The 26943-nt window shown below is 67.0% G+C and carries 25 protein-coding genes; 7 read left to right on the top strand and 18 right to left on the bottom strand.

The genetic code is table 11. From position 1 onward, the window contains the following. Window positions 1–37: 37 nt before the first annotated feature. The 8 genes from GY40_RS10070 to GY40_RS10030 all read right to left on the bottom strand — a co-directional run bounded on the left by GY40_RS10070 (window position 38) and on the right by GY40_RS10030 (window position 7300). Complete coding sequence (locus GY40_RS10070) at window positions 38–1294, bottom strand: phage major capsid protein (protein WP_038361408.1); 1257 nt, start codon at window positions 1292–1294, stop codon at window positions 38–40. Between the two features lie 35 nt (window positions 1295–1329). After that, on the bottom strand, window positions 1330–1836 hold the full coding sequence (locus tag GY40_RS10065; RefSeq protein ID WP_038361405.1) for an HK97 family phage prohead protease: 507 nt from the start codon (window positions 1834–1836) through the stop codon (window positions 1330–1332). A gap of 187 nt (window positions 1837–2023) precedes the next feature. Continuing rightward, entirely contained in the window at window positions 2024–2224 is a 201-nt protein-coding gene (locus tag GY40_RS10055) for a hypothetical protein (protein WP_185747786.1), read from the bottom strand. Next, window positions 2221–3402, bottom strand: coding sequence for a phage portal protein (locus GY40_RS10050; RefSeq protein ID WP_038361400.1), 1182 nt, complete (start codon window positions 3400–3402; stop codon window positions 2221–2223). The genes GY40_RS10055 and GY40_RS10050 overlap by 4 nt, the downstream gene beginning before the upstream one ends. A gap of 135 nt (window positions 3403–3537) precedes the next feature. Beyond that, window positions 3538–4800 carry a DNA-packaging protein gene (locus GY40_RS10045; RefSeq protein WP_038362472.1) on the bottom strand — a complete coding sequence of 421 codons (1263 nt, stop codon included), beginning with the start codon at window positions 4798–4800 and terminating at the stop codon, window positions 3538–3540. Continuing rightward, window positions 4778–5179, bottom strand: a complete 402-nt coding sequence (locus tag GY40_RS27525; RefSeq protein WP_142020283.1) for a hypothetical protein — start codon at window positions 5177–5179, stop codon at window positions 4778–4780. Before GY40_RS27525 ends, GY40_RS10045 begins: the two co-directional genes overlap by 23 nt. 160 nt (window positions 5180–5339) lie before the next feature. Further along, a complete protein-coding gene (locus tag GY40_RS10035; RefSeq protein WP_038361395.1) occupies window positions 5340–5921 on the bottom strand; it encodes an LOG family protein in 582 nt (193 codons plus the stop codon). Next, window positions 5918–7300, bottom strand: coding sequence for a dipeptidase (locus tag GY40_RS10030; RefSeq protein ID WP_038362470.1), 1383 nt, complete (start codon window positions 7298–7300; stop codon window positions 5918–5920). The genes GY40_RS10035 and GY40_RS10030 overlap by 4 nt, the downstream gene beginning before the upstream one ends. A 185-nt stretch (window positions 7301–7485) precedes the next feature. On the opposite strand from GY40_RS10030, the gene GY40_RS10025 reads away from it, so the two are divergent. Then, on the top strand, window positions 7486–8829 hold the full coding sequence (locus GY40_RS10025; protein WP_038361392.1) for an Nramp family divalent metal transporter: 1344 nt from the start codon (window positions 7486–7488) through the stop codon (window positions 8827–8829). Window positions 8830–8959: 130 nt separating this feature from the next. Here GY40_RS10025 and GY40_RS10020 read toward each other — a convergent pair whose 3' ends face one another. After that, on the bottom strand, window positions 8960–10504 hold the full coding sequence (locus GY40_RS10020; RefSeq protein WP_038361390.1) for a helicase HerA-like domain-containing protein: 1545 nt from the start codon (window positions 10502–10504) through the stop codon (window positions 8960–8962). A gap of 147 nt (window positions 10505–10651) precedes the next feature. On the opposite strand from GY40_RS10020, the gene GY40_RS10015 reads away from it, so the two are divergent. The 4 genes from GY40_RS10015 (at window position 10652) to scpA (ending at window position 16186) form a co-directional block, all read left to right on the top strand. Next, window positions 10652–11038: a hypothetical protein gene (locus tag GY40_RS10015; protein ID WP_038361387.1), complete on the top strand. Its 387-nt coding sequence runs from the start codon at window positions 10652–10654 to the stop codon at window positions 11036–11038. A 174-nt stretch (window positions 11039–11212) separates the two neighbouring features. Continuing rightward, window positions 11213–13186, top strand: a complete 1974-nt coding sequence (locus GY40_RS10010; RefSeq protein ID WP_051987734.1) for a methylmalonyl-CoA mutase subunit beta — start codon at window positions 11213–11215, stop codon at window positions 13184–13186. A 13-nt stretch (window positions 13187–13199) separates the two neighbouring features. Beyond that, window positions 13200–14024, top strand: coding sequence for a bifunctional hydroxymethylpyrimidine kinase/phosphomethylpyrimidine kinase (thiD, locus tag GY40_RS10005; RefSeq protein WP_038361385.1), 825 nt, complete (start codon window positions 13200–13202; stop codon window positions 14022–14024). After that, window positions 14021–16186 carry a methylmalonyl-CoA mutase gene (gene scpA, locus GY40_RS10000; protein ID WP_038361383.1) on the top strand — a complete coding sequence of 722 codons (2166 nt, stop codon included), beginning with the start codon at window positions 14021–14023 and terminating at the stop codon, window positions 16184–16186. Before thiD ends, scpA begins: the two co-directional genes overlap by 4 nt. 72 nt (window positions 16187–16258) lie before the next feature. Here the strand turns inward: scpA and GY40_RS09995 are convergent, their stop codons facing one another. From GY40_RS09995 to GY40_RS09975, 5 genes are all read right to left on the bottom strand, one after another. Continuing rightward, window positions 16259–16531 carry a hypothetical protein gene (locus GY40_RS09995; RefSeq protein WP_038361380.1) on the bottom strand — a complete coding sequence of 91 codons (273 nt, stop codon included), beginning with the start codon at window positions 16529–16531 and terminating at the stop codon, window positions 16259–16261. A 241-nt stretch (window positions 16532–16772) separates the two neighbouring features. Next, window positions 16773–17561 carry an ABC transporter permease gene (locus tag GY40_RS09990; protein WP_038361377.1) on the bottom strand — a complete coding sequence of 263 codons (789 nt, stop codon included), beginning with the start codon at window positions 17559–17561 and terminating at the stop codon, window positions 16773–16775. After that, on the bottom strand, window positions 17558–18460 hold the full coding sequence (locus GY40_RS09985; RefSeq protein WP_038361374.1) for an ABC transporter permease: 903 nt from the start codon (window positions 18458–18460) through the stop codon (window positions 17558–17560). Before GY40_RS09985 ends, GY40_RS09990 begins: the two co-directional genes overlap by 4 nt. After that, window positions 18457–19641, bottom strand: a complete 1185-nt coding sequence (locus tag GY40_RS09980) for an ABC transporter ATP-binding protein (protein ID WP_051987733.1) — start codon at window positions 19639–19641, stop codon at window positions 18457–18459. The genes GY40_RS09985 and GY40_RS09980 overlap by 4 nt, the downstream gene beginning before the upstream one ends. Further along, on the bottom strand, window positions 19638–20729 hold the full coding sequence (locus GY40_RS09975) for a polyamine ABC transporter substrate-binding protein (RefSeq protein ID WP_038362463.1): 1092 nt from the start codon (window positions 20727–20729) through the stop codon (window positions 19638–19640). The genes GY40_RS09980 and GY40_RS09975 overlap by 4 nt, the downstream gene beginning before the upstream one ends. Before the next feature lie 216 nt (window positions 20730–20945). Between GY40_RS09975 and GY40_RS09970 the strand changes: the two genes are divergently transcribed. Then, a complete protein-coding gene (locus GY40_RS09970) occupies window positions 20946–21683 on the top strand; it encodes a DUF3750 domain-containing protein (protein WP_038361372.1) in 738 nt (245 codons plus the stop codon). A gap of 9 nt (window positions 21684–21692) precedes the next feature. Here the strand turns inward: GY40_RS09970 and GY40_RS09965 are convergent, their stop codons facing one another. Beyond that, complete coding sequence (locus GY40_RS09965; protein WP_038361369.1) at window positions 21693–22976, bottom strand: cystathionine gamma-synthase family protein; 1284 nt, start codon at window positions 22974–22976, stop codon at window positions 21693–21695. A 126-nt stretch (window positions 22977–23102) separates the two neighbouring features. Here GY40_RS09965 and GY40_RS09960 point away from each other — a divergent pair, with 126 nt between their 5' ends. Then, the gene (locus GY40_RS09960) at window positions 23103–23573 is read left to right on the top strand and encodes an Lrp/AsnC family transcriptional regulator (RefSeq protein ID WP_038361367.1); all 471 of its coding nucleotides are present in this window, start codon (window positions 23103–23105) and stop codon (window positions 23571–23573) included. Window positions 23574–23580: 7 nt separating this feature from the next. Here GY40_RS09960 and GY40_RS09955 read toward each other — a convergent pair whose 3' ends face one another. From GY40_RS09955 to GY40_RS09945, 3 genes are all read right to left on the bottom strand, one after another. Then, the gene (locus tag GY40_RS09955; protein WP_038361364.1) at window positions 23581–24474 is read right to left on the bottom strand and encodes an alpha/beta hydrolase family protein; all 894 of its coding nucleotides are present in this window, start codon (window positions 24472–24474) and stop codon (window positions 23581–23583) included. Next, on the bottom strand, window positions 24475–25482 hold the full coding sequence (locus GY40_RS09950) for an alpha/beta hydrolase (protein WP_038361362.1): 1008 nt from the start codon (window positions 25480–25482) through the stop codon (window positions 24475–24477). It abuts the gene before it with no gap. Window positions 25483–25691: 209 nt separating this feature from the next. Further along, window positions 25692–26840 (bottom strand): alpha/beta hydrolase, encoded by a 1149-nt coding sequence (locus GY40_RS09945; RefSeq protein WP_185747785.1) that lies wholly within the window; start codon window positions 26838–26840, stop codon window positions 25692–25694. Window positions 26841–26943 lie beyond the last annotated feature (103 nt).

Raw genomic sequence — 26943 nt, 5'->3', positions numbered from 1 at the left:
CTGCATCCTGGCGGGGATGCGGGGCGCGCCTCGATCGTCAGACGGCGAATTTGAGCCCCTTGATCGCCGCGAAGTCCTGCACGCCGCCGCCCACGCGCTTGGTGGTGTAGAACAGCACGTAAGGCTTGGCGGAATAGGGGTCGCGCAGGATGCGCACGCCGGCCCGGTCGACAACGAGATAGCCGCGCCGGAAATCGCCGAAGGCGATCGAGACGGCGTTGTTGGCGATGTTCGGCATGTCCTCCGCCTCGACCAGCGGGAAGCCGAGCAGCGTCGCCGGCGCCCCGGCGGAAGCCGGCGGCTGCCAGAGATAATTGCCGTTGGCATCCTTGAACTTGCGGACCGTTCCTTGCGTCTTGCGGTTCATCACGAAGGAGGCATTCTGGCGATAGCCGGCCTTCAGCGCGTAGACGAGGTCGACCAGCACGTCGGACGGGTTGGAGGCGGCGAAGGCCCCGGCGACGCCGGTGTTGAGCACGCCGATATTGCCCCAGCTCCAGCTCGCTTCCGCCACCGTCGGATAGGCCAGGAAGCCCTTGGGCTTGTCGGTGCCGTCGCCGTTGACGAAGGCCGCGCCCTCCTGTTCGGCGAAGGCGCTCTCGACCTCCTCGGCAATCCACTGGTCGATGTTCACGATGGCGTCATCGAGCAGCGTCTGCGTCGCGGCCGGCATGGCGTAAAGCTCCATCGCCGGGAAGGAGAGCTCGGCCAGCGTGGGCGAGCCCGTCTGGGGACGCGCCGCCGCCTCCGCGACCCAGCCGGAAGCCGGGCCGGTCGTGGAGAAGGCCTTCTTGTAGGTGCCCGACGAGATGGTGCGGACGGTCGCGAGGGAACGGATCGGCGAGACATGGGCCAGGCGGCGCAGGATCTCGCCCTCGACGGTCGACGGCGCCAGATAGCCGCCGTCCGGGCCGGAGCCGGCGGAGAGCGCCTTGGCTTCCAGGCGTTTCAGCCCCCCGGCCTCGCCGGTGCGGACATAGGCCGCAAAGGCGGCCTTGTGTTCGGCGACGAGCGGGTCGCGGCCATGAGCGCCCTGGCCGTCATGACTCAGCGCCGGACGGCCGCGCTCCAGCGTCAGCCGGTCGATGCGGCGCACGGTGTCGTCGAGCGCGGCGTCGATGCGGACGAGCTTCTCCTCGGTCAGCGGATCGGCGCCGTTGCGGGCCTCGATCTCCGCAAGGCGCTCGTCATTCGCGGCGCGATAGCTTTCCAGCGTGTAGCGCAGATCCTCGAAGGCAAGCGCGAGGTCGGCGCCGGCGGCCTTGGTCTCGGGGGCGGTGTCGAAACGGGTCATGGCTTCTCCTTGCAGGGTCTTTCTTGGGGTGATGGTCAGGCGAAAGCAGGCTTGCGGAAGGCCGTCTTGACGGCGCTGATCCGGGCCTGCGGCAACATCGGGAAGGTGACGATCGAGACCTCCCAGAGATCGACGCGCTCCAGGCGGCGCAGACCCGATCTGGGCTCGTTGCGCGCCTTTTCGGGGCGAAAGCCGATCGAGAGCCCGTCGATGGCACCCTCCCGCATCAAAGCGTGGATCTCGCGGGCGCGGGCGACGGCCAGCGAGAGCTTGCCGCGCACGAAGAGGCCGCGACTGTCCTCGGCGAGGCTGAGCCAGCGGCCGAGGGGCTCGGCCGGGTCGTGCTGCCAGAGCAGCTTGACGCCGGAAGGGCCGCGCCGGGCGATGCTGTCGCGGAAGGCGCCGGGCTCGACCACGTCCTTGCCGAGATCGGGGATGCGGAAGAGGCTGGCATAGCCCTCGAAACTGCCGTCGACGGCAATGCGCGAAGGTTGCAGGGGCAGGAGTTTGGATTCGAGCGGAAGACGATGGAGATCGCTCATCGACCGCCCTCCCCGCCGCTTCCGCGCTGTCTCTCGCCAGCCTGGGGCTGCCCGCCCTCCAGCTTGGCCAGGTTACGGACGAAGCGGCTGAAGGTCTCCGTCGTCACACCGCCCGGCCTCGCCTTGGCCGGCTGCGCATGGCCGGCTCCTTGCCGGATCGATGGCGGTTTCGCATCGCTGCTGCCTTTCATGACTGATCCCCCTCATGGCGTGCGTTGAAGCGGTTGAGCTCGCGGACGAAATCGTCGAAGCGCCGGTTCGCCGCCGTCAGCTCGCGCAGGACGAGCCAGGCGAGGCCGGATGCGCTCGCGGCCCAGAGCAGCAGGCCGAGATGGCCGACATCGGCCCGGCCGATGAAGGCCGTGACGATCTGGTCGAGCATGGTCATGATGGCTCCTTCCCGGAGGCACGCCGGCCGTAGCCGACCGCCTCGCGTTTCTCGTCGTCGTCGAGGAAATCCGCCGCACCGAGGCGCCGCCAGAGCGATTCCCGCTCGTCGGCCAGCGCCTCGACCGCATCGAGATCGGGCTCCAGCGAGAGCTCGTCACCGAAGGCGGCCCCGAGCCACTGCGCCAGCGATTGCGCCGATCGTCTCACCAGCGGAATCACGGTCTGGCGCCAGAGCGCGCGGTTGGCCTCGGCGAAATTGGCGTGGGTGTTGTCGCCGGCCAAACCGAGCAGCAGCGGCGGCACGCCGAAGGCAAGCGCGATCTCGCGCGCCGCCACGCCCTTGGCCGCGACGAAGTCGAGTTCCGCCGGCGTCAGCGAGAGCGGCTTCCAGTCGAGCCCGCCCTCGAGCAGCAGTGGCCGGCCGGCGTTGCGCGCGCCCTGAAACGAATCCTCCAGCTCCTGCTTCAGCCGGTCGAACTGCGCCTCGGTCAGCGTCGCGCCGCCCGGTCCGTCATAGACCAGCGCGCCGGACGGGCGCGCGGCATTGTCGAGCAGAGCCTTGTGCCAGTTGCTGGCGGCATTGTGGATGTCGAGCGCTGATGCCGCCGGTTCGACCGGCGAGAGGCCGTAATGGTCGTCGATCGGGTGGAACAGCGTCAGGTGCAGGATCGGCGGCACCTCGGCCTCGTCCTGCCGGAAGCGCACGGTGTCGCCGCCGACGGTATAGTCGTAAGCCTCCGGCCAGCCGTCGCGGCCCGGCACGACACGCATCCGGTCAGGCCTCAGCGCGTAGAGCTCGCGCGGCTCGCGGCCGGCGTTCACCGCCTCGACATAGGCATTGCCGGCGACGAGCAGATGGCCGAACAGCATCTCGCGGAAGGCGATGCCGCCCTGGCGCGGGTTGGGCCGCTCGATCAGCGCCAATGCCGGGTGTTCGGGGATCTCGCGGTCGCCGACCTTGGCGACGAGCGGCGTCTGCGCCGCCGCCTCCGCGATCAGGCGCACGCAACGATGCACCACCGGATTGCGCTCATAGCCCTCGCGCGACAGGGCGACATAATCGCGCGGCGTCCAGACCGCGCGCCCAGCCTCGTGCAGGGCAATGAGCGGCCCGACGCGCGAGCGCTTCTGGTCCGGCGCGGCTCGGCCGCGCAGGCTGCGAAGGAAATCGAACATGGAAGTCTCGCTGTTGGAGCGTGAAACGACGTGCCGCCATGGTCGGGCTCGACCCGACCATCCCGGAAACCGGGTCTCTCCCCTCGTGAAATTCTCAGGTCGGCGCTTTGCGCCGCCCGAGAATGACGGTGAAGGCTACATCCCCCTCACCCGCGGCCGGCCCTTGGGCGCAAGCATCAGGTGGGTCAGCGCCCAGACGAGCGCGTCGAGCCGGTCGGGCGAGCGGCCGCCTTCGAGGCCGCCCGGGCCGAAGGAACACATCTCGTCCTCCAGCTCCGGGAGGGGGCCGGCATGGCGCACGCGGCCCTGCGCATAGAGCGCGGCGACCGGCTCGGCGCGGAGATATTTGCTGCGCGTCGCCCGTACCGGGACGACCGGAACGCCGGCATCGACCTCGCGGATGACGCTCTCGACCATCTCGCCGCCCTGGTTAACCTCGACGACCAGGACATCCGCCTCGTAACGCCGATAGAGCGCCACCGCCTTCTCGGCCCATTCCTGCGGGCGGGCGCCGGCCATCGTCGCATCCTCCACCACATGACCGAGGCCGTCGCTATCGATGCCGGCCACGACCAGCCCGCAGCGGTCGGCCCGCTGCGAGGACGAGGCAGGCGGATCGACGGCGACGGCAATCCGCGCGAGCGGCGGGTGCCGGCGCTCGCGGGCCGCCTCGATCATGGCCCGTGTCCAGAGCGCGTCCGGGCTCTCCTCCACGATCTCGCCGTCGAGTTCCTGGCGGCCGAGCCGCGTCCCGCCATAGGTTTGCGTGACCGTGCGGACGAATTCCGCGGCGAGGTTGTAATGGTTGTCCTGTGTCCTCGCCCGGCTCACCGCGACATGGGGCTCGACCAGCAGGCGCTTGACCAGCGGCACGGGGCGCGGCGTCGTCGTGATGACCTGACGGGGATGGTCGCCGAGGCGAAGGCCGAATTGCAGCATGTCCCAGCACTCCTGAAGGTTCGGCCATTTCGCCAGCTCGTCGGACCAGGCGGCGCCGAATTGCGGTCCGCGCAGGCTCTCAGGGTCCTCGGCGGAGAAAACCTGCGCGATCGCGCCATTCGGCCACCGCAGGCGGCGTAGCGAGGGCTGCCAGTTCGGCCGCTCCCCACGCGCATGGACCGCCAGCAGCCCGGAAACGCCCTCGATCATTACGTCGCGGACCTGTCCTTGCGTCTCGCCGACGAGGGCAATCCGCTCCGTCGGCATGTCCGCGAAAGGCGGATGGCCCAGCGCCATACCCCTGACCCATTCGGCGCCGGTGCGGGTCTTGCCGGCGCCGCGTCCGCCGAGGACGAGCCAGATCGGCTTCAGCGGTTCGGGTGGCAACTGATCAGGGCGCGCCCAGATATTCCAGGTATTCCGAATGAGTTCGACCTCATCCGGCGTCGCTGTCGGCATCAGCTTCTTCAGAATTCTCACGCGCGTCCTGAGCGACAAGGGCTTCAAGACGTCGAGCAAGATCCTGACGGAGCTGTGCGACATGTCGCAGATCATCGGCAGCGGAAGGCTCATCCGTGCGCTTGTCCTTCCTTGTGGCCTGAGGCTCCTCGATCGCGACCAGTTCGCGGACGGTGCGGGCAAGCACGGCCAACGCCTTAGCGTCGGCCTCGCTTGCGGTCGTGCCCCTCGGCAGGTCGGCGAGATGTTCCTCATGCGTATCGATCTGGCGCTTGGCAGCACGCCAGAGCTGACCCACCACCGCCTTGCGCGAGACCGTCTTCCGTTTCGGCTTCAGCTCAGCGGCTGGCTGCGACGTTGTCTCGTCCTCTTCTGCCATGACGTCCCTCTCGGATGACGGCCACGAAAAAGCCGCCGGCTGGAGAGCGCGGCGGCTTCGTTCGGGCATATTTCGTGAGCGTTCCTGATCTCTACCGGATCAGCGTCACAATGTCAAGATAATATTCCTACAACCTGAGAGAGCAATCCCGGGGATTAAGTCAGACCTCTTCCTTCTCGACCCATTTATAGGTCGCGGCGGGAACATAGGCCTCCATCCGGTCGAGCAGCGTCGCCGGCTCCGTATCGGTCATCGCCATGGCGCGGTGGCTCTGCTTGAGGAAGCCGGCCTCCACGGTCTGGTCGAGGAATGTGGCCAGCGGATCGTAGAACCCAGCAACGTTGAGCAGGCCGAGCGGCTTGGAATGGATGCCGAGCTGGCCCCAGGTCCAGATCTCGAACAGCTCCTCGAAGGTGCCGATGCCGCCGGGCATGGCGATGAAGCCGTCCGACAGCTCAGCCATGCGGGCCTTGCGCGTGTGCATGGTGTCGACGACCTCGAGCCGGGTCAGGCCGACATGGCCGACCTCGCGGTCGCGCAGCGCCTTGGGAATGACGCCGTGGACTTCGCCGCCGGCCTCCATCGCCGCATTGGCGACGATGCCCATCAGCCCGACGGCGCCGCCGCCATAGACCAGTGTCAGGCCCCGCCTTGCGATCTCGGCGCCCATGGCGCGGGCGCCGGCCGCATAGACGGGGTCATTGCCGGGATTGGAGCCGCAGAAGACACAGACTGATTTCATGAACCGAGAGCTTGCAAGATGCGGGCCCAGGAACGCTGGCCCTTGTGGAAGGAGGACAGGTCGTATTTCTCGTTCGGCGAATGCACGCGGTCGTCGTCGAGGCCGAAGCCGACGAAGAGCGTGTCGATGCCGAGCGTGCGCTTGAAATCGCCGCCGACGGGGATCGAGCCGCCGCTGCCGATGGAAACCACGCGCCCGCCCCATTCGTCGGCCAGCGCCTTGCGCGCCTTCTGGAGCACCGGTGAATCCGGCGGCACGGCGAGAGCCGGCGAGCCGGAATGGCTGATGAATTCGGCCGTCACATCATCCGGCAGCCGGTCGCGGACGAACTGGTGGAAGGCGGCGGCGATCTTCGCGGGGTCCTGATCGCCGACAAGGCGGAAGGAGACCTTGGCCGAGGCCTTGCTCGGAATGACCGTCTTGCTGCCCTCTCCCGTATAGCCGCCCCAGATGCCGTTGACGTCGCAGGTCGGGCGGGACTGGATCTGCTCGATCAGCATGCGCCCTTTCTCGCCGATGGAGTGCTTCAGGCCGATCTGCCCGAGGAATTCCTTCTCGGTGAGGTTGAGATCGGCCCATTCGGCCTTCTGGGCATTGGTCGGCTCGTGCACGCCGTCATAGAAACCGGGGACGGTGATGCGGCCGGTCTCGTCATGGAGCTCGCCCAGGATCCTGGCGAGGAGATGGATGGGGTTGGCGGCGGCGCCACCGAACAGGCCCGAATGCAGATCGCGATCGGCTGCCGTCAGCGTCACCTCCTGATAGACCATGCCGCGCAGGGTCGAGGTGATCAGCGGCGTCTCGCGATCCCACATGCCGGTGTCGCAGATGAGCGCGTAATCCGCCTTGAGCTCGGCGGCATTGGCCTTGATGTAGGGAGGCAGGTTGACGGAGCCCGATTCCTCCTCGCCCTCGACGAGGATGGTCAGGCCGATGGGCAGGTCGCCAGTCTCGGCCAGCGTCGCGCGCACGGCCTCGATGAAGGTCATCACCTGGCCCTTGTCGTCGCAGGCGCCGCGCGCCGAGATGACCTTGCGGCCCGGCTCGATCTCGCGGATGACCGGCTTGAACGGCTCGGTATCCCAGAGGTTCAGCGGATCGACCGGCTGCACGTCGTAATGGCCGTAGAACAGCGCATGCGGCGCGCCAGGCTTGGGCCGATGCGCCAATACGACGGGGTGACCGCCGGTCTCGCGCAGCTCCGCCTTGAAGCCGAGCGCTTCCAGATCGGCGCGGAGCCACTCGGCAGCGGCGCGGGTCTGCGCGTTGAAAGCCGGATCGGTGCCGATCGACGGAATCTCGAGCCAGGAAGAGAGACGCTCGAGCGAGGCGTCGAGCCCGGCATCGAGACGGGCGAGAATAGCGGGAAGCTGGGACATGGCGGCCATCGGATGCGATTCAGGTGACGGCATCATGGCAAGCCCCGGCCCGGGCGTCAGCCCCTCATCGCGCATTGCCGCCCGGCTTCACACACGCTCAAATTGATAACGCTTCGCAACTGCATTGACAGGCACCGGAGCGCTCTATAAGGCTTATTGCAAATAAGTTGCAGCAAGGTCAGACCATGTCCCAGGGCGCTCCGGAATCCTCGTCGATCTGGCTTCGATCGCGCGGCGAGCCCTCGCTCGCCGATGTGTTCCGCTCGGTTTCGGTGGCTCCGACATCCTCGTCCTGGCGGAAATTCCTGACCTTTCTCGGACCAGGCTATCTGGTCGCCGTCGGCTATATGGACCCCGGCAACTGGGCGACCTCGCTCGCGGGCGGGGCGCAGTTCGGCTACACCCTCCTCGTCGTCGCGCTCATCTCCAACATCATGGCGGTGATCCTGCAGTCGCTCTGCGCGCGGCTCGCGGTCGCGACGGGGCGCGACCTCGCCCAGGCCTGCCGCGATGCCTATCCGCCCTATATGGCCTGGCCGCTCTGGCTCCTCGCCGAGCTCGCGATCTGCGCCACCGACCTCGCCGAGGTGATCGGCACGGCCATCGGCCTCAACCTGCTCTTCGGCATCCCGCTCGAGATCGGCGTGATGATCACCGCCCTCGACGTCTTCATCATCCTGTGGCTGCAGACCAAGGGCTTTCGCTGGATCGAGGCCTTCATCATCACGCTGCTCGGCGTGATCGCGGTCTGTTTCGCGATCCAGATCGCGCTTGCCGATCCGAACTGGGGTGAAGTCATCCGCGGTTTCGCGCCGACGACCGAGATCGTCACCAATCCCAACATGCTCTACATCGCGCTCGGCATCATCGGCGCGACGGTGATGCCGCACAATCTCTACCTGCACTCCGGCATCGTCCAGACCCGCGCCTATGGCCACACGTTGCCGGAGAAGCGCGAGGCGCTGAAATATGCGACGATCGACTCGACCGTCGCGCTGACCTTCGCCCTGGTGATCAACGCCGCGATCCTGATCCTGGCCGCCGCGACCTTCTACAAGGGCGGGCATACCGACGTCGCCGAACTCGGCCGGGCACAGGAGCTGCTACAGCCGCTGCTCGGCTCCTCGATCGCGCCCTCGCTCTTCGCCATCGCCCTGCTCTGCTGCGGCCTGAACTCGACGGTGACGGCGACCATGGCCGGGCAGATCGTGATGGAAGGCTTCCTGCGCATCCGGCTGGCGGCCTGGCTGAGGCGGCTCGTGACCCGGCTCGTCGCCATCGTGCCCGCGATCGTCGTCACGCTGATCTATGGTGAGGGCCAGACGGCGAAACTGCTCATCCTCAGCCAGGTGGTCCTCAGCCTGCAGCTCCCCTTCGCGGTGGTGCCGCTCGTGATGTTCACGGCCTCGAAGACCAAGATGGGCGAGCTGGTGGCGCCGCGCTGGCTGACCGTGATCGCCGCATTGACCGCGGCGATTATCATCGTGCTGAACCTCAAGCTGATCGTTGACTTCGCGACGGGGTCTTGAGGCCCCGGTCTCGTCATGCTCGGGCTTGCCCCGAGCATCTCTTGCCGAAAGAGGCTCCCGCACCCCTTCCGGCCTAAGATTCTCGGGTCTACGCTTCGCGCCGCCCGAGAATGACGCCTGGCGCCCGCGCTCAGCGCTTCCCGGTCATCGAGCCCAAAATACCACGCAGGATCGCGGTGCCGACCTGGCGGCCGATCGAGGTCGCGGCCGAGCGCGCCGCCGAGGTGATGATCTTCTCGGTCATGCTCTGCGGCAGCGGGCCGCCGCGCGAGCCGGGGCCGGTCTTGGGCCGCTGCTGCGGAGCCCCTCCGCCGAGCCAGCCGCTGATCGTGTCGAGGATGCCGCCGCCCCCGCCGCCATCCGTCGACGCCTCGATCGGCGAGCCGTCCGGATTGAGGTTCTTGCGCTGCATCAGCACTTCATAGGCCGACTCGCGGTCGACCATGGTGTCGTACTTGCCCTTCACGGGAGAGCTGTTGATCGCCTGCTGGCGCTGCTGCGCGGTGCAGGGGCCGACCTGCGCCATCGGCGGCGCGATCAGCGCGCGCTCGACCATCTCGGGCGAGCCCTTGCCCTCCAGCATCGAAATCAGCGCCTCGCCGACCGCGAGCTGGGTGATGGCCTGTTCGGTATCGATCTTGGGGTTCTGGCGGAAGGTCTCGGCGGCGGCGCGCACCGCCTTCTGGTCGCGCGGGGTGAAGGCGCGCAGCGCATGCTGGACGCGGTTGCCGAGCTGGGCGAGCACGGTATCGGGGACATCGAGCGGGTTCTGCGTGACGAAATAGACGCCGACGCCCTTCGAGCGGATCAGGCGCACCACCTGCTCGACCGCCGTGAGCAGGGCTTTCGGAGCCCCGTTGAAGAGCAGATGCGCCTCGTCGAAGAAGAAGACGAGCTTCGGCTTGTCGAGGTCGCCGACCTCGGGAAGCTGCTCGAACAGCTCGGAGAGCAGCCAGAGCAGGAAGGTCGCGTAGAGTCGCGGATTGTTCATCAGCTTGTCGGCGGCGAGAATGTTGACGACCCCGCGGCCGTCGCGATCCGTCTTCATCAGGTCGTTGATGTCGAGCGCCGGCTCGCCGAAGAACAGATCGCCCTTCTGGTTCTCCAGCACCAGAAGTCCGCGCTGGATCGTGCCGACGGTCGCCGGGCTGACATTGCCGTATTTCGTCGTCAGGTCCGAAGCGTTCTCGGCGATGAAGGTCAGGATCGCGCGCAGATCCTTGAGATCCAGCAGCAGGAGCTTCTGCTCGTCGGCGATGCGGAAGGCGATGTTGAGCACGCCCTCGGCCGTGTCGTTGAGATCGAGCAGCCGCGCCAGCAGCAGCGGCCCCATCTCGGAGATGGTGGCACGGACCGGGTGCCCCTGCTCGCCAAAGACGTCCCAGAAGACGGTGGTGAACTGGTCGGGCTCATATTTGACGCCGATTTCCTTGGCCCGGTTGACGAAGGCCGGCTTGGAATCGCCCGGCGCCACGATGCCGGAGAGATCGCCCTTGATGTCGGCGGCGAAGACCGGCACGCCGTTGCGCGCGAAGCCTTCCGCCATCACCTGCAAGGTCACGGTCTTGCCGGTGCCGGTCGCGCCCGTCACGAGGCCGTGGCGGTTGGCGAGCTTCAGCAAGAGGTTCTCCGGCTTGCCGCTCTTGCCGATCAGAATCGCACCGTCATCCGCCATCGTCACCGTCCATCGCTCTCAAAACTGTCAGGTTAAACCTGTAACCAAAGGACGCAGAGGGCGGAAGCCCGATGGCCGTTGGAATTGGATCGTAAATATGTAAACTATTTTTCGGGAGGCCGTATCGGCCGGGTAAGGACACACGACATGGATGAACTGATTTCAAGGATCGTTGCGGCGTCCGGCCTCAACGAAGATCTGGCCCGCAAGGCCCTCGGCATCATCCTCGCCTTCCTGCAGAAGGAAGGCCCGACGAGCGAGATCAGCCAGTTGATGGCGGCGCTGCCGGGCTCTCAGGAGCTCGCGGATGCCGAAGGCGGCGCCAAGGGCGGCGTGCTCGGCGCGATCGGCGGCCTTATGGGCGGAGGCGGCGGCGTCATGGCGCTCGGTGGCCAGTTGATGGGGGCCGGCCTCTCGATGCCGCAGATCCAATCCGTCTCGAAGGAAATGTTCGCCTATGGCCGCGAGAAGGCCGGCGAGGACACGATGGGCGCCATCGTCGGCGCGATCCCAGGGCTCGGCCAGTTCGTCTGAGCGGCGCGCATCGCAGTCTCCAAGCACCGCCTTCGGGCGGTGTTTTCTTTTCAGCTCACGACGGCCGTGCGTTTGCGCACCGGCCGTGCGACGAAGTAGGGATGGCCGTGCGGTCGCGCCCGTGGCAATCAGTCCCCGCGACGGCACATCGTGCGGAAGGGAGCATCGGCGCGCATGAACTCGGCGACCTCATCCGACCTGCCCTATCTCGACGCCTTTCCGGCCGCTTCGCGTGAGGCGTGGCGAACCGCCGTCGACAAGGTGCTGAAGGGCGCCGATTTCGAGAAGAAACTGGTCGGGCGCAGCGCCGACGGCATCCGCATCGAACCGCTCTATGAAGCGGCATCGGGCGAGCGGGCCTTCCGTGCTGAGGCCGGTCGCTGGCATGTCGCGGCGCGGGTCGATCATCCGCAAGCGGAGGAGGCGCGCAGGCTGGCGCTGGCCGAGCTCGAAGGCGGAGCCGACATGCTCACCATCGCCTTCGCCGGCGCACGCGCCGCTCGCGGCTATGGCCTTGTTGCCGACGATGTCGCGACGCTCGACAGTGCGCTGGACGGCGTGATGCTCGACCTGATCCGCCTCAGGCTGGATCCGGCACCGCAGGGGCGCGTCAACGCGCTCATGCTCGCCGCCCTGATCGAGAAACGCGGCCACGCCCCAGGCGAGCTGTCGGTGGAGTTCGGTTTCGACCCGATCGGCGTCCTCGCCAGCCATGGCTCGCTCGCGGCGCCCTGGCCGGAGGTCGGCCGCCGGCTGGCGGTGGTGATCGCGGCGCTGAAACAGCGTGGCTTCAAGGGCCCCTTCGTCACGGTCGATACCCGCCCCTATCACGAGGCCGGCGCCACCGAGGCCCAGGAGCTCGGCGCCGCGCTAGCGACGGCACTCGCCTATCTGCGCGCGCTGGAGGCGCAGGGCCTGTCGCTGCAGGAAGCGCGCGACGCCATCGCCTTCACGCTCGTCGCCGATACCGACGAGTTCATGACCGTGGCGAAGTTCCGCGCCGCCCGCCTGCTCTGGAACCGGGTGCAGCAAGCCTGCGGACTGGAACCGAAGCCCGCGACGATCCATGCCGAGACCGCCTGGCGCTCGCTGACCCGGCGCGACCCTTGGGTCAATCTGCTGCGCGGCACCGTCGCGGCCTTCTCCGCCGGTGTCGGCGGCGCCGATTCGCTCACCGTCCAGCCCTTCACCGCGGCGCTCGGCCTGCCCGACCTGTTTGCCCGGCGCGTCGCCCGCAACACGCAGCTCATCCTGCTGGAGGAATCCAATCTCTGGCGCGTCGCCGACCCCGCCGCCGGCGCGGGAGGCTTCGAGGCCTTGACGCAGGCGCTGTGCGAGCAGGGTTGGAGCCGTTTCCAGGACCTCGAGCGCGAGCGCAGCGACGACCTGCAAGGCGTGCTCGCGGCGCTTGCCAATGGCCATGTCCAGCAGGGCATCGCGCGCGAGCGCGCCGCCTCGGCCAAGGCCATCGCGACACGACGCGTGCCGATCACCGGCACGAGCGAGTTCCCGAACATCCGCGAGAATGCCGTCTCGGTGCTGGAGATCGCCCCGGTGGAGGAGGCCGCCTCCCCTCAGCCGGGCAGCACGGCGGAACGCAATCCCGGTGAAATCGTCAAAGCCTTCATCGCAGGCGCCAGGCGCCCGGAAGCGCTGATCCCACCCAGTCAGAGGCTCCGTGTCGAGGCCTTGCCCGCGCATCGGCTGGCCGAGCCCTTCGAGGCGCTGCGCGACAAGGCCGATGCCCTGCCGCAGCGCCCGGCCGTGTTCCTGGCCACGCTCGGCTCGATCGCCGATTTTACCGCCCGCGCCGGCTTCGCCCGCAATCTGTTCGAGGCCGGCGGCTTCTCGGCCTCGGGCAGCGACGGCTTCGCCCAGAACGGCGCGACCGACCTCGACGCGCTCGTCGGCGCGTTCCGCTCCTCGGGCGCCAAGCTCGCCTGCCTATGCGGCTCCGACACTGCCTATGCCGAGGAAGGCGCGGCTGCGGCCGAGGCGCTGGCGAAGGCGGGCGCGACGGTCTGGCTCGCCGGGCGCCCCAGCGAAAGCGAAGCGGCGTTGAACAAGGCCGGCGTCTCCTCGTTCATCTTCATGGGCTGCGACGTGGTCGAGACGCTGGATCGCGCGCTTGCCATCGCGGCCGCCTGAACGGAGACCTGCCTTGACCGCCATCGCCCTCACCATCGCCGGCTCTGATTCGAGCGGCGGCGCCGGAATCCAGGCGGACCTCAAGACCTTCGCCGCCCATCAGGTCTATGGTGCCAGCGTCATCGTCGCCCTGACGGCGCAGAACACCAAGGGCGTCAGTGCGATCCATGCCGTGCCGCGCGACTTCGTCGCCAAGCAGATGGATGCCGTGTTCGAGGATCTCGATGTCGGCGCCGTCAAGATCGGCATGCTGGCGACCGCCGGGCTGATCGAGACGGTGGCTGCCGGCCTGAAAAGGCACGGTGCGAAAAACATCGTGCTCGACCCGGTGATGGTCGCCGCCTCCGGCGCGCGCCTGCTCGAGGAAGCGGCGGTCGAGGCGATCCGCAAGCACCTCTTTCCGCTCGCGACCCTGATCACGCCGAACTTGCCGGAAGCCGCGGCCCTGCTCGGTTCCAGCATCGCCGAGACGGACGAGGCCGTCGACGAACAGGCGAAGAAGCTCGCCGCCTTCGGCGCGGCCAATGTCCTGATCAAGGGCGGCCACGGGCATGGCGACGTCAGCAGCGATCTGCTCCTGCTCGCCGGCGGCACGCGCCAGCGCTTCAACGCGCCGCGGATCGACACCCGCAACACCCATGGCACGGGTTGCACGCTGTCCTCGGCGATCGCCGCCAACCTCGCCAGGGGCCTGCCGCTGCCGGAGGCGGTCGGTCATGCGAAGACCTACATCTCGGCCGCCATCGCCGCCGCCGATCAGGTCGCGGTTGGCCATGGCCACGGACCGGTGCATCATTTCCACCGTTGGTGGGACAAGACGGACGGGAGCAAGCCATGACCGCGATCCCGGATTTCACGAAGATCGCCTTCGCAGGCGGCAAGGCGTCCGCACCGCCTTCATTGCCCGCAGGCGAGCCCTGGCTGACGCCGGAAGACATCCCGGTGAAGCCGGTCTACGACCCCAGGGATCGCGACGGCCTGCCCTTCGTCGAGACGATGCCGGGCATCGCACCCTATCTGCGCGGCCCCTACCCGACCATGTATGTCAACCAACCCTGGACGATCCGGCAATATGCCGGCTTCTCCACGGCCGAGGATTCCAATGCCTTCTACCGCCGCAACCTCGCGGCCGGGCAGAAGGGGCTCTCCGTCGCCTTCGACCTCGCGACCCATCGCGGCTACGATTCGGACCATCCGCGCGTTGGCGGCGATGTCGGCATGGCCGGCGTCGCGATCGATTCGATCTACGACATGCGCACGCTCTTCTCCGGCATCCCACTCGACCAGATGAGCGTGTCGATGACGATGAACGGCGCCGTGCTCCCGGTGCTGGCGCTCTATATTGTCGCGGCCGAGGAGCAGGGCGTGCCGCAGGCCAAGCTCTCGGGGACCATCCAGAACGACATCCTCAAGGAGTTCATGGTCCGCAACACCTATATCTACCCGCCCTCGCCCTCGATGCGGATCATCGGCGACATCTTCGCCTTCACCTCGGCCCATATGCCGAAATTCAACTCGATCTCGATCTCCGGCTACCACATGCAGGAGGCCGGAGCGACGCAGGACCTCGAGCTCGGCTACACGCTGGCCGATGGCGTCGAATATATCCGCGCCGGGCAGCAGGCGGGGCTCGGCGTCGATATCTTCGCGCCGCGGCTATCGTTCTTCTGGGCGATCGGCATGAACTTCTTCATGGAAGTCGCCAAGATGCGCGCGGCCCGCTTGATCTGGGCGAAGCTCGTCAAGGATTTCGGGGCCCAGAACGAGAAATCCCTGCCGTTGCGCACCCATAGCCAGACCTCCGGCTGGTCGCTGACGGCGCAGGACGTGTTCAACAACGTGCCGCGCACGATGATCGAGGCGATGGCGGCGACGCAGGGCCATACCCAGTCGCTCCACACCAACGCACTCGACGAGGCGTTGGCGCTGCCGACCGATTTCTCGGCCCGCATCGCCCGCAACACCCAGATCCTGCTACAGCAGGAGAGCGGGACCACCCGGATCATCGATCCCTGGGGCGGCTCCTATTATGTCGAGCGGCTCACCGCGGAGCTTGCCGAAAAAGCCTGGGGCCATATCAGGGAAGTCGAGGCGCTCGGCGGCATGGCCAAGGCGATCGAGGCCGGCATCCCGAAGCTGCGGATCGAAGAGGCCGCCGCCAAGACGCAGGCCCGCATCGATGGCGGCCAGCAGGCGATCATCGGCGTCAACCGCTTCAAGCCTGACAACGAGGCTTCGATCGATGTGCTCAAGGTCGACAACGCCTCGGTGCGCGCCCAGCAGCTCGACAAGCTGAAACGCCTCAAGGCCGAGCGCAACGAGACCGAGGTGCAGGCCGCACTGACGGCGCTGACCAACGGCGCGGCCGGCAACGGCAATCTGCTCGATCTCGCCGTCAAGGCCGCTCGCGCCAAAGCGACGGTCGGCGAGATCTCGATGGCGATGGAGAAGGTCTTCGGGCGCCACCGGGCCGAGATCAAGGCGATCTCGGGCGTCTACAAGCGGGAGGTCGGCACGATGAACCCAGCCGTCACGCGCGTCCAATTGATGTGCCAGGATTTCGAGGAGGCGGATGGGCGCCGCCCGCGCATCCTCGTCGCCAAGATGGGGCAGGACGGGCATGATCGCGGCCAGAAGGTGATCGCCTCGGCCTTCGCCGATCTCGGCTTCGACGTCGATATCGGTCCGCTCTTCGCGACGCCGGACGAGGCCGCGCGGCAGGCCGTCGAGAACGACGTCCACATCGTCGGCGTCTCCTCGCTGGCGGCGGGACATCTCACGCTGGTGCCGGAACTCAAGGCCGCGCTCACCGAGGCCGGGCGGCCCGACATCATGATCGTCGTCGGCGGCGTCATCCCGCCGCAGGATTTCGACGCGCTCATCGAAGCCGGCGCGTCGGCGATCTTCCCGCCCGGCACGGTCATCGCAGATGCGGCAGAAAAGCTGCTGCAGGAGCTGAACCAGCGCCTCGGCTATGCGCAGCGGACGGCGGCCGAGTAAAGTTTCGAAAAGAAAGGCGGACGCTGCCCGAAGGCCGCGCCCGCCCCATGCTTACGACCAGCGGGGCGACACTTACCGCCAGCCGTAACCATAGCCCTCGCGCGGCGGCATCGGCCGCCCGCCATAACCGTCGAAATAGCGATGCCAGCGGCGCTGACCCCAGAAGCCGTACATGGCGGGCGGCGCCGGGCGCCAACCATAGCCATAGGCGGGGCGCTCATAGGTGGGCTCGTAGCGGCCGCCAAAGGCCTGGGCATTGCCCGTTCCGGCAAAGGTCGAGACTGTCAGTGCGATGCCGCCCAGTGCGAAGGCGGCGAAACCGATCCGGGCGCGATTGCCAAACATGGTCCTTGTCCTGTCTCAAGGCCGGGAAGATCCCTGCCTTGGAACGGACCATCGCAGATCCTGCCTGAACGGGTTTTGAGGGCGCCGTTCAGCCCGCGTTTATCCAAGCACCCAACGCCGTCATCCCGGGCTTGACCCGGGATCCATCGTAGAGCGCCGGAGCCATATGATGGATTCCGGGTCTGCGCTGCTTCGCAGCTTGTCCGGAATGACGGCGCGTTCGGGTGGATCGCAGCGTAGCCTAACCGCCGGACAACTGCTCGCGCTTGAGCAGGAGCGAAGCGGCGATCACGACGACCGCCACGGCGGCGATCATGATGGTGCAGGCGGCGTTGATCTCGGGCGAGACGCCGAGCTTGACCGCCGAATAGAGCCGCATCGGCAAGGTGGTCGCGCCGGGGCCGGTGGTGAAGCTCGCGACGACGAGATCGTCGAGCGAGAGCGTGAAAGCGAGCATCCAGGCCGCCGCCACCGCCGGCCAGATCAGCGGCAGCGTCACCGTCCAGAAGGTGACGAAGGGCGTGGCTCCGAGATCCTGCGCCGCCTCTTCCAGCGAGCGATCGAAGCCCGCCAGCCGCGATTGCACGACGATGCAAGCGAAGCCGAGGCTGAAGGTCGCGTGCGCGACCGTCACGGTCCAGAAGCCGCGCTCGACATCAACGGCGACGAAGAGCAGCAGCAGCGAAAGCCCCGTCACCACCTCCGGCATGACGAGAGGCGCCAGCACCATCCCGGAAAACAGCGTGCGGCCGAAGAAGCGGCCATGCCGGGCGAGCGCCAGCGCAGCGAGCGTACCGAGCATGGTCGCCAGCGTCGCCGAGACGACACCGAGACGGATCGAGAGCCAGGCGGCATCGAGCAGCGGCTCGTTCGCCATGAGCGCGCCGTACCAGTGCGTCGAGAAACCACCCCAGACCGTGACGAGGCGCGAGGCGTTGAAGGAATAGGCGATCAGCGTGACGATCGGCAGATAGAGGAAGGCGAAGCCGAGGATCAGCGCCAGGATGAGGCCGGGGCCGAGGCGCTTCATGCCGCCAGCTCCCGCTTCAACCGGGCGCGCTGGAGCAGGACCAACGGCAGGACCAGCACGATCAGCAGCACGACGGCGACCGCCGACGCCAGTGGCCAGTCGCGGTTCGAGAAGAACTCGTTCCACAAGACCTTGCCGATCATCACCGTATCGGGGCCGCCGAGCAGATCGGGGATAACGAACTCGCCGACGGCAGGGATGAAGACCAGTGCCGATCCAGCGAGGATACCGGGCAGCGAGAGCGGCAGCGTCACGGTGAAGAAGGCGGTGATCGGTGTGGCGCCAAGATCGGACGCAGCTTCGAGCAGGCTGCGGTCGAGCTTTTCCAGCGTGGCGAAAAGCGGCAGCACCATGAAGGGCAGATAGGAATAGACCATGCCGAGCAGCACGGCCGTCTCGGTGTTGAGCAGCCGCAAGGGCTCGCCCTCGAAGCCGAGGAAGGCGAGCGCGGCGTCGAGCAACCCGTCCGGCCTCAGGATGCCGATCCAGGCGTAGACGCGGATCAGGAAGGAGGTCCAGAACGGCAGGATGACGAAGACAAGCAGAAGGCCGCGCCACCGCGCCGGCGCGGTCGCCATGGCGTAGGCGAGCGGATAGCCGATGGCGAGGGCGAAGATCGTGGTCAGCGCCGCGATGCGCAGGGAATAGAGGTAGCTCTGCCAGTAGAGCGGATCATCGCCGAGCAGGCTGAAATTCGTCAGGTCGAGCTGGGACAGGAAGTCGCCAAGCTGGGCGAACCCCTCCCAATGCGGCGCATAGGGCGGGAGCGCGGTCGCAGCCTGCGAGAAGGCCATGCGCAGCACGATGGCGAAGGGAGCCAAGAAGAACAGCGCCAGCCAGAGATAGGGCACGGCCACCACAAGACGGCGCAGCCGCTGCAGCGAAGCGACCGCGCTCATGGCGGCAGCACCACGCCGGCCTCGACATCCCAGGACAGCCAGACCTTGTCGTCCCAGGCGAAAGGCCGGGCCACCCGCCGTGTCCGGTTGGCCAGCGCGACCTTGACCAGCTGACCACCCACCCCGCCGATCATCACCTGGACCATGGTGAAATCGCCGAGATAGCCGATATCCCAGATCTCGCCCGCGACCTTGTTGACGACTTGGCCCGGCTCGTCATGGGCGATCTCGATCTTCTCGGGCCGGATGCCGATCAGCAGGGCGTCGCCCGCCTTCAGCGCCGGCGCCTCCTCGTCGAGCTCGACGGTGCCGACGCGCGACACCTCTGCCTTCACCAACTCGCCATCGATCGCTTCGACCCGCCCCTCGAAGATGTTGATGTCGCCGACGAACTCCGCGACATGGCGGTTGGCCGGCGCCTCGTAGATCACGTCGGGAGGCCCGATCTGGACGAGCTTGCCATGGTCCATTACCGCCATGCGGTCGGCCATGGTCATCGCCTCGTCCTGGTCGTGGGTGACGACCATGAAGGTGAGGCCGAGCTCGCTCTGCAGATCCATCAGCTCGAACTGGGTCTGCTCGCGCAATTTGCGATCGAGCGCCGCCATCGGCTCGTCGAGCAGCAAGAGCTTCGGCTGCTTGGCGAGCGAGCGGGCGAGCGCGACGCGCTGACGCTGGCCGCCGGAGAGCTGATGCGGCTTGCGCTGCCCAAGGCCGGCGAGCTTGACCAGCTCCAGCATCTCCTCGACGCGACGCGCGATCTCGGCGCGCGGCAGGCCCTCGCGCTTCAAGCCATAGGCGATGTTGCCGGCCACGCTCAGATGCGGGAACAGCGCGTAGGACTGGAACATCATGTTGACCGGCCGCAGATGCGGCGGCACGGCGGTGATGTCCTGCCCGTCGAGCAGGATCGCTCCTTCGTCCGGCGTCTCAAAACCGGCGAGCATGCGCATCAGCGTGGTCTTGCCGCAGCCCGAGGGGCCAAGCAGCGCGAAGAATTCGCGCGGGTAGAGCGCGAGCGTGAGATCGCCCACGGCCCTGACGTCACCGAAGCGCTTGGTCACGCCGCGGAACTCGACCAGCGGCTTCGCCGCCGGGTCGTTCCAGGGTTGGAAGGCCCGGCGCACGCTGCCGGGCGAGGTCTTCTTGACAGTGACCGCGCTCCGTCCGAACGCGCTCACTTGCCGGTCTTCACGCGCGTCCAGAGCCGGTTCACCAGCCGCTGCGACTTCTGATCGTAGGGCGTGATCGTGTAGAGCCGCCCCATCACCTCGTCCGGCGGGTAGACGCCGGGGTTGTCGCGCAAGGCCGCCGACAGGAACGGCTTCGAAGCAATGTTTCCATTGGCGTACTGGATGAAGTCCGAGTTCTTCGCCGCCATCTCCGGCTTGTTGACGAAGTCGATGAACTTCAGCGCCGCGTCGACGTTGCCGGCGTCCTTCGGGATCACGAAGGAATCGAACCACATCAGCGCGCCCTCCTTCGGGATGGAATAGCCGATCTGGACGCCGTTCTTGGCCTCCTCGGCCCGTTTCTTGGCCTGGAGGATGTCGCCGGAATAGCCGACCGCGAGGCAGATATCCCCGTTGGCCAGCGCGTTGATGTATTCGGAGGAGTGGAATTTCTGGATATAGGGCCGGATCTTGCGCAGCAATTCGCCGGCCTTGTTGAGATCGGCCTCGTTCTTCGAATCCGGGTTCAGCCCGAGATAGCGCAAGGCGGCCGGGAACAGCTCCTCTGTCGCGTCGAGGACATGGACGCCGCAATTGGAGAGCTTCTTGAGCTGTTCAGGCTCGAAGACGATCTTCCAGCTATCGATCACGGCGTCGGGGCCGAGCCGTTCCTTGATCTTGGCGGTGTTGTAGCCGATCCCCGTGGTGCCCCACATGTAGTTCACGGCGTAGGTGTTGCCGGGATCGTATTTCCCGAGCCGCGTCTGGATCTCCGGCCAGAGATTCTTGAGATTCGGAATCTTAGCCTTGTCGATCGGCTGGTAGATGCCGAGCGGGATATGGCGCGGCAGGAAGGAAGCCGTGACGACGATCAGGTCGTAGCCGGTCTTGCCGGCAAGAAGCTTGGTCTCGACCGTCTCCATCTGGTCGAAGGTGTCGTAGACGACGGTGATCCCGGTTTCCTTCTTGAACGCGTCGAGCACCTCGGGATCGACATAGTCGGACCAGTTGAAGATCCGGAGCTGCTTGTCCTGCGCGGCCACCGGCGTGGCCAGAAGTCCCAGTCCGATCGCGCAGGCCGCAATGGCCTTGCTCAGTCGCTTCGTCGTCTCACCCAATCTGCCCCTCCATCAAGCTCAGGCGCGCGCACGCTACCAGCTTTCCCCCCGGCATCAACCGCCACCAAACGCGGCCGGCGGTCCGCGCACAACAGAGCGTTTCCGAAAGCCCCTCCAGCATGTTCCGGCCGGCTGACGCAAGCGTGATCCGCGGTCTTCTTGCCGGTTCGCGTCGTCCTGCACATACCGTGCCGGATGCACCTCTTCCGCCGCTTCCTGCTGTTCTTCGTTCTCGCTTTTCTGCTGCCGCTCGCGACCCATGCCGGCTGGTGGATCTGGCAGACGCATGCTCCCGACTGGCGCCGCGCCGACTGGTCGAGCGCCAGGCTCCTGCCGGCCGCATCGACGGACCCCGAGGCGACCGTGCACATCTTCGCCGCCCGCGTCGGCCGCTGGCGCGGCATCTTCGCGCATCACTCCTGGATCGTGGTGAAGGAGGCCAACGCCTCCGCCTATACGCGCTTCGACGTCGTTGGCTGGGGCATGCCGGTGCGCGTCAACCACCGCGAGGCGGATGGGCGCTGGTTCGGGAACGAGCCCGAACCAGTCGCGGAGATCCGAGGAGCGGTCGCCGCGCGGCTGATCCCGCGCATCCGGGCCGCCGTGGCGAGCTATGCCTATGCCGAACCGGGCAGCTATCTCGCCTGGCCCGGCCCGAACTCGAACAGCTTCGTCCAGCATGTGCTGACGGAGGTGCCGGAGCTGCGCGAAGCCCTGCCGCCGACGGCCATCGGGAAGGACTGGCGTGAGACCGGCCTCTTCGCCGGGCTCACGCCGAGCCGCACCGGGCTGCAAGCCTCGCTCTACGGGCTGGCCGGAATCACGGTCGGCTGGGTCGAAGGCGTCGAGGTCAACATCCTCGGCCTCGTCGCGGGATTCGACCTGCGCAGCCCGGCGCTGAAGCTGCCGGGCTGGGGACGGGTCGGGATGTGAGAGAACGCCTCAAACCGCCTCGAAGGCCTGCGCCAGATCCGAGATCAGATCCTCGATGTTCTCGATGCCGACCGAGATGCGGATCAGGGCGTCGGTCAGGCCGATCTCCTCCCGCAATTCGCGGGCGACGCCGGAATGGGTCATTGCGGCCGGATGCGAGACCAGCGTCTCGGTACCGCCGAGGCTGACCGCGAGCTTCATGATCTGCAGATTGTCGAGCAGAGCGAAAGCCTCCTTTTCGCCGCCCTTGACGTCGAAGGCGAAGGTCGAGCCAGCCGCCGTGCATTGCCGGTCGAAGACGGCCTTGCGCGGATCACCATCCTTGAGGTTGCCGAGATAGTGGACCTTCGCCACCTTCGGGTGGCTTTCCAGATAATCGGCGACGAGGCGCGCATTCTCATTGGCGCGGCTCATGCGGATGTCGAGCGTCTCCAGCGAGCGCATGAGCATCCAGCAGGAGTTCGGGTCGGCCTGGGTGCCGAGCGAACCGCGCCAGCTCTTCACCTGCCGGATCAGCGCCTCCGAGCCGCTGATCGAGCCCCCGACGAGATCGGAATGGCCGCCGACATATTTGGTCAGGGAGAGCAAGGTGAGATCGGCGCCGAGCCCGAGCGGCTTCTGGTATTTCGGGCCGAGCAGCGTGTTGTCGACGACGACGGGCGGGCGATGCCCCTGCGATTTCTCAAGCTCGTCGGCAATCATCTTGCAAGCCGCGAGATCGACGAGGCCGTTGGTGGGGTTCGCCGGGGTCTCGACCAGGATCATCGCGACGCGGCCCTTGGCCGCCGCTGCCCGCGCGACATCGCGCATCTGCTCGATGTCGAGCCCGTCGGTGAAGCCGAAGGGCGTGATGCCGAAGGCGCCCATCTGGTTCTTCAGCAGGGTCTCGGTGCCGCCATAGAGCGGGCGCGAATGAAGGATGGTGTCGCCCGGCCGCAGGAAGGCGAAGCAGGTCGTCGCGATCGCGGCCATGCCCGAAGCGAAGACGGCGCATTTCTCGGCTTCGTCCCAGATCGCCAGGCGATCCTCGAGGATCTCCATGTTCGGATGGTTGAAGCGCGAATAGACGAGACCGGGCTTCTCGCCGGGCTTGGGCTGGCGCCGGCCCGAGGTGAAGTCGAAGAAATCCTTGCCCTGCTGGGCATTCTCGAAAACGAAGGTCGAGGTCAGGAAGACCGGCGGCTTGAGCGAGCCCTCCGACATGGCCGGCGAATAGCCGAAACCCATCATCAGCGTCTCGGGATGAAGCTTGCGGTTGGCGATCCGGTCCTTGTGATAGCTGTCGTCGCTCATGGCTTTCTCCCTCGGCTCCGGCGTGGCCGCTTTCCCACCAGAATAATCCTGCATCGACGCGATTGCTTGGCTGGTTACACTCGCGCTAACGCTCTTCCTGCAGGTTTCTGCTCAACAGAGTCCAGGATGGAGCATATGATGCTCGACACGATCGATCGCCGCATTCTCGCCCTGCTTCGAGAGGACGGGCGGATCACCAATCAGGAACTCTCACAGAAGGTCGGGCTGTCGCCGACCCCCTGCCTGCGCCGCCTCAAGCGGCTGGAGGAAACGGGCGTGATCCAGGGCTATGCCGCGATCGTCGATCCGAAGGCCTATGGGCTGCCCTTCAGCGTCTTCGTCTCGGTCAGGCTGATCCAGCAGAATCAGGAGCATATCGCCGAGTTCGAGAAGGCGATCGAAAGCTGGAGCGAAGTGGCGGAGTGCTACCTCATGACCGGCTCGCAGGATTATCTGCTGCGCGTCGTCACCGATGGCATCGAGGGCTATGAGCGCTTCCTCAAGCAGAAGGTGACGCGGCTGAAATGCATCCAGTCGGTCGAATCCAACTTCGCGCTGGCGACGATCAAGAAGCGCTCCGGCCTGCCGCCGATCTGAATGGTCCTCAGGGGCCGAGCAGTTCGGGCGCGGCCGCCCGGGCCATGCGGTCCTGCTGATGGGCCACGCCCGGCACGGTGATCTCGCGCCATTGCGGGGTGACGCCGAGGCGAGCGGCGACAGCACGGATATCGGCCATGAAATGCTGACCGCGTGCGAACCGGGTTGCTCCCTGCTCCTCGGCGCCGACCGATCTGTTGAGCTGCCGGTGTTCCGGATTCGTGTCGCGTTCGCCCAGCATGACCGTGACGTGCTTGCCGAGCGCGGCTCGCAAGGTGGTGTCGGTCGCAGGCGTTCCGCCCAGCGAATAGGGATAGGCGAAGCCCCCGGCCGCAGCAGCATCGAGAGGACGGGTGTAATAGCCGGCATTCGCCACGACGGCCCGCGAGAAGCGGGCCTCGGGCATGAGCAGCGCCATCCGGTGCACGAACTGGCCGCCGGCCGAATGCCCGAAGAGCCTGTAGCTCGTGCCTGACGCGCGACCGGCAGCGCGCGCCGCATCGAACAGTCTTTCGACGACGCCGAAGGTCCATTTCGACCGGTCCGGCTGTCCGCGCACGGCGCCCTGTTGGAAAAGCCGGCCGGGAAAACGGGTCTTGTCGAAGCGCGGCGCGGCGATGAGGACGCCATAATGATCGGCAGCCTCGATCCAATAATTGCGCGAATTCGCCGCGTTTCGGCCGGCGCCGTGGATCACGATCACCAGCGGGCAGGATTTGGCCGCGCATGCCGCCGGCGTATAGGTCTCGACGTCGATGGCCTTCCAGACGGGATCGTCGAGCGTCCATTCTCCGCGTCCCACATCGGCGAAGAGCCCCGGCGTCGCCGCCATCGCCGCCGCTGGTCCGAGCCAAACGGCGAACGCGAGCAGAACCGCGCCGAGGCCTCTGGAAACCCGCATTCAGCTCTCGCCGCGATCCATGGCGCGGCGGACGACCTGCGTAACCTCGCTATCCGAGAGGAAGAGGTCGTGCCTGAGCAGGCTCCAGCCGCGCCCGGCCGTGTCGGCGACGCGGACGCCCAGCGCATCGAGGCGCTCCCGGTCGGCCGCGCCCGCGCGTGCCACGCCGCCAGCGATGCGGGCGGAAACCGCGAGCGCCCGGTCGCCGGGATCGATGATGACGGTCATGCGCTTCGCCAGCGGCGCGATCCGCTTCACCGTCTGCTCGAAGGCGTCGATATCGACATCGGGCGAGGCGAGCACCACCGAGCCGATCCGCGCGTAGACATCCGGCGAATCGCGCAGCTCGCGCAGGCCTTCCAGCGTCAGGAATGTGCCCATGGAATGGGCCACGATGTGGATGCGCCCGATCGTGGGATTCGCGACCAGCGCCTGCAAGGTCTCGACGAAGCCGTCGCGCGACCAGAGCGCGCTTTCGCGATCATAGGCATAGTCGAGCAGCTTGCCGCCCGAAGGCCAGGTGAAGAGCGCCGTGCGCCCCTGGAACTTGAGCGAATGCGAAAGCTGCCCGGCGCTGCGGGCGGCGGACTCGAAGGTCTCGTTGTAACCGTGGACATAGAGCAGCACATCGCCGCCATTCGCCGCGTTCGAGAACACGCGCGCGGCATCGGTCGTGGTCTCGCGTTCGATCCCGAGGACCGCCCAGTCGCCGCTCACCGCCGAGGAGACGCGCCCAGCGATGCCGCGCCCCGGCGGCGAGAGCCTCGCCACCGCAAAGGTCAGCGGCCCGCGATCCGACCCGAAATAGGGCGCCACGTTGCCGACAGACCGACGCGTCGTCATCACCAGCAGGGCCGGATCCTTGCCGAGCGCCGACAAATCCGCCCGCTCCGGCACGGAGAAGGGCGAGACGGTCGCCTCACTTTGCGCGCAGGCCGTGAGCCCGAGCGGAAGGAGCGAGGCGAAGGCCAGAGAGAAGCGTGAAAAGTCGCGCCTTGTGACAGGCATGGGAGCGGATATCCGGGACAATCGAGAGGGGCCGATCTGGATGATCCGGTCTTAAGGACAGGCTAACGCGGCCAGAATGGGGCGAAACGCCGGGCAAACCCGAAATGCCGGCAGCCCGTGCCTCCACGGTCACATCCGCCCGTCATCGCCTCGTTGCCGACGCTCCTGGCAAGGACGGCTCGTGGCCCTCGGGCCCAGCTGACGAGGCGTCAGCGGCCGCCGGAGATGATCGTGACGGGCGCCGTCACCACCAGCCCGACGGTCGAGCCGACCGTGCCGACCACCCCGCCGGCGATGTCGCCCAGACGGTCGCCCAGTTGCGGACCGGCGAAGCCGATGCCCTTGTCCTGCCGCAACCTTTCGCCGATGAGCTGCACGACCTTCGGCGAGGAAGCGAATTTGGCGTGGTTCAGGCTGTCGCCCGAAGACACTTCCGAGAGGTCGATGATATGCACGCCGAGCTTCTCCAGCTCGGCGATCGTCGGCGCATCCTTGGTGGAGACAGCGCCGAGCCGGGTCTTGTCGCCGGCGAAGCGGCGGGAGAAATCGAGCGCCCGGTCATCGGCGGAGACGAAGACCGTCACCGGCCGCCGGATCACATTCATCAGGGTCTTGAACACGTCGAGATCGACATCGGGCGCGGCGAGCATCACATCGCGCAGCTTGCCGCCGAAGGCGCCGTCGCCGCGGATCGCCGCCTGGCGCAAGGTTTCGAGCGTCAGGATCGTGCCCATCGAATGGGCGAGGATGTCCATCCGCCCCGGGCCGATATCCCGGGTGATGCCGCGTAGGTTCGCTTCGAGGAAGTCGCGCGAGTAATAGGCGCTTTCGCGGTCGTAGGGGTAGGCGAGGAGCTGGCCGCGTGAGGGCCAGGAGAACAGCACCGGCACGCCCTTGAAGCCGGAATCGTAGACGATCTGAGCGAAGCGATAGACGGCGTCGGCGAAATTGGTGTTGTAGCCGTGGACGAAGACCAGCACATCGCGCTGGCCGGCCGGGCGGCGCATGATCTCCCGGCGGACATCGGCGACGACCGGCGCGAGATCGAGGCGCTCGATATTGGTCGCGGTGAAATGCTTGGCCGGATCGCCCGGGCCGGAATCGGGGAGTTCGAGCTCGCCCGGCTTGTGGCTGCGCGGCACGGTGATCTCGAGCTTCGCGAAGGCCAGCTTCGGGGCGCGCTCGCCGTCGAAATAGACCGGCGCCGCCGAGGCTTCACGGGTGGTGGCGACGTAGATCTCGACCTTTCCGGCGATGTCCTGCCGGGGCGCCTGGCTCAGTTCCAGCACGCGCGGCGTGCCGCAGGCAGCCAGCATCAAGGGCGCGAGCAACGCCAGAATCAAGACAGGAAGCCGCATCGCCACGCCGATCATCGCCTTGTCGTGTCACCGAACCGGCGAATGTTCAAGATGCGCATGTGACAGGGTCACGACGCGCGATGCGGCAAGGCGCCTTGCCGCC

The sequence above is a fragment of the Allobosea sp. UNC402CLCol genome, assembly GCF_000745475.1.
Classification (GTDB): Bacteria; Pseudomonadota; Alphaproteobacteria; order Rhizobiales; family Beijerinckiaceae; genus Allobosea; species Allobosea spartocytisi.
This window is presented reverse-complemented; position numbering and strand designations above follow the sequence as displayed.

Excerpts from the sequence above, each read along its gene's own strand:
- GY40_RS10020 (WP_038361390.1), bottom strand. The coding sequence starts at position 10,504 with ATGGCGGATGACGGTGCGATTCTGATCGGCAAGAGCGGCAAGCCGGAG.
- GY40_RS09995 (WP_038361380.1), bottom strand. The coding sequence starts at position 16,531 with ATGTTTGGCAATCGCGCCCGGATCGGTTTCGCCGCCTTCGCACTGGGC.
- GY40_RS10010 (WP_051987734.1), top strand. The coding sequence starts at position 11,213 with ATGAACTCGGCGACCTCATCCGACCTGCCCTATCTCGACGCCTTTCCG.
- scpA (WP_038361383.1), top strand. The coding sequence starts at position 14,021 with ATGACCGCGATCCCGGATTTCACGAAGATCGCCTTCGCAGGCGGCAAG.
- GY40_RS10035 (WP_038361395.1), bottom strand. The coding sequence starts at position 5,921 with ATGAAATCAGTCTGTGTCTTCTGCGGCTCCAATCCCGGCAATGACCCC.
- GY40_RS10030 (WP_038362470.1), bottom strand. The coding sequence starts at position 7,300 with ATGTCCCAGCTTCCCGCTATTCTCGCCCGTCTCGATGCCGGGCTCGAC.
- GY40_RS10045 (WP_038362472.1), bottom strand. The coding sequence starts at position 4,800 with ATGCCGACAGCGACGCCGGATGAGGTCGAACTCATTCGGAATACCTGG.
- GY40_RS09955 (WP_038361364.1), bottom strand. The coding sequence starts at position 24,474 with ATGCGGGTTTCCAGAGGCCTCGGCGCGGTTCTGCTCGCGTTCGCCGTT.
- GY40_RS09965 (WP_038361369.1), bottom strand. The coding sequence starts at position 22,976 with ATGAGCGACGACAGCTATCACAAGGACCGGATCGCCAACCGCAAGCTT.
- GY40_RS09950 (WP_038361362.1), bottom strand. The coding sequence starts at position 25,482 with ATGCCTGTCACAAGGCGCGACTTTTCACGCTTCTCTCTGGCCTTCGCC.
- GY40_RS09960 (WP_038361367.1), top strand. The coding sequence starts at position 23,103 with ATGGAGCATATGATGCTCGACACGATCGATCGCCGCATTCTCGCCCTG.
- GY40_RS09945 (WP_185747785.1), bottom strand. The coding sequence starts at position 26,840 with ATGCGGCTTCCTGTCTTGATTCTGGCGTTGCTCGCGCCCTTGATGCTG.
- GY40_RS10065 (WP_038361405.1), bottom strand. The coding sequence starts at position 1,836 with ATGAGCGATCTCCATCGTCTTCCGCTCGAATCCAAACTCCTGCCCCTG.
- GY40_RS10055 (WP_185747786.1), bottom strand. The coding sequence starts at position 2,224 with ATGACCATGCTCGACCAGATCGTCACGGCCTTCATCGGCCGGGCCGAT.
- GY40_RS09970 (WP_038361372.1), top strand. The coding sequence starts at position 20,946 with ATGCACCTCTTCCGCCGCTTCCTGCTGTTCTTCGTTCTCGCTTTTCTG.
- GY40_RS09985 (WP_038361374.1), bottom strand. The coding sequence starts at position 18,460 with ATGAGCGCGGTCGCTTCGCTGCAGCGGCTGCGCCGTCTTGTGGTGGCC.
- GY40_RS10025 (WP_038361392.1), top strand. The coding sequence starts at position 7,486 with ATGTCCCAGGGCGCTCCGGAATCCTCGTCGATCTGGCTTCGATCGCGC.
- GY40_RS10015 (WP_038361387.1), top strand. The coding sequence starts at position 10,652 with ATGGATGAACTGATTTCAAGGATCGTTGCGGCGTCCGGCCTCAACGAA.
- GY40_RS10070 (WP_038361408.1), bottom strand. The coding sequence starts at position 1,294 with ATGACCCGTTTCGACACCGCCCCCGAGACCAAGGCCGCCGGCGCCGAC.
- GY40_RS27525 (WP_142020283.1), bottom strand. The coding sequence starts at position 5,179 with ATGGCAGAAGAGGACGAGACAACGTCGCAGCCAGCCGCTGAGCTGAAG.
- GY40_RS09990 (WP_038361377.1), bottom strand. The coding sequence starts at position 17,561 with ATGAAGCGCCTCGGCCCCGGCCTCATCCTGGCGCTGATCCTCGGCTTC.
- GY40_RS10050 (WP_038361400.1), bottom strand. The coding sequence starts at position 3,402 with ATGTTCGATTTCCTTCGCAGCCTGCGCGGCCGAGCCGCGCCGGACCAG.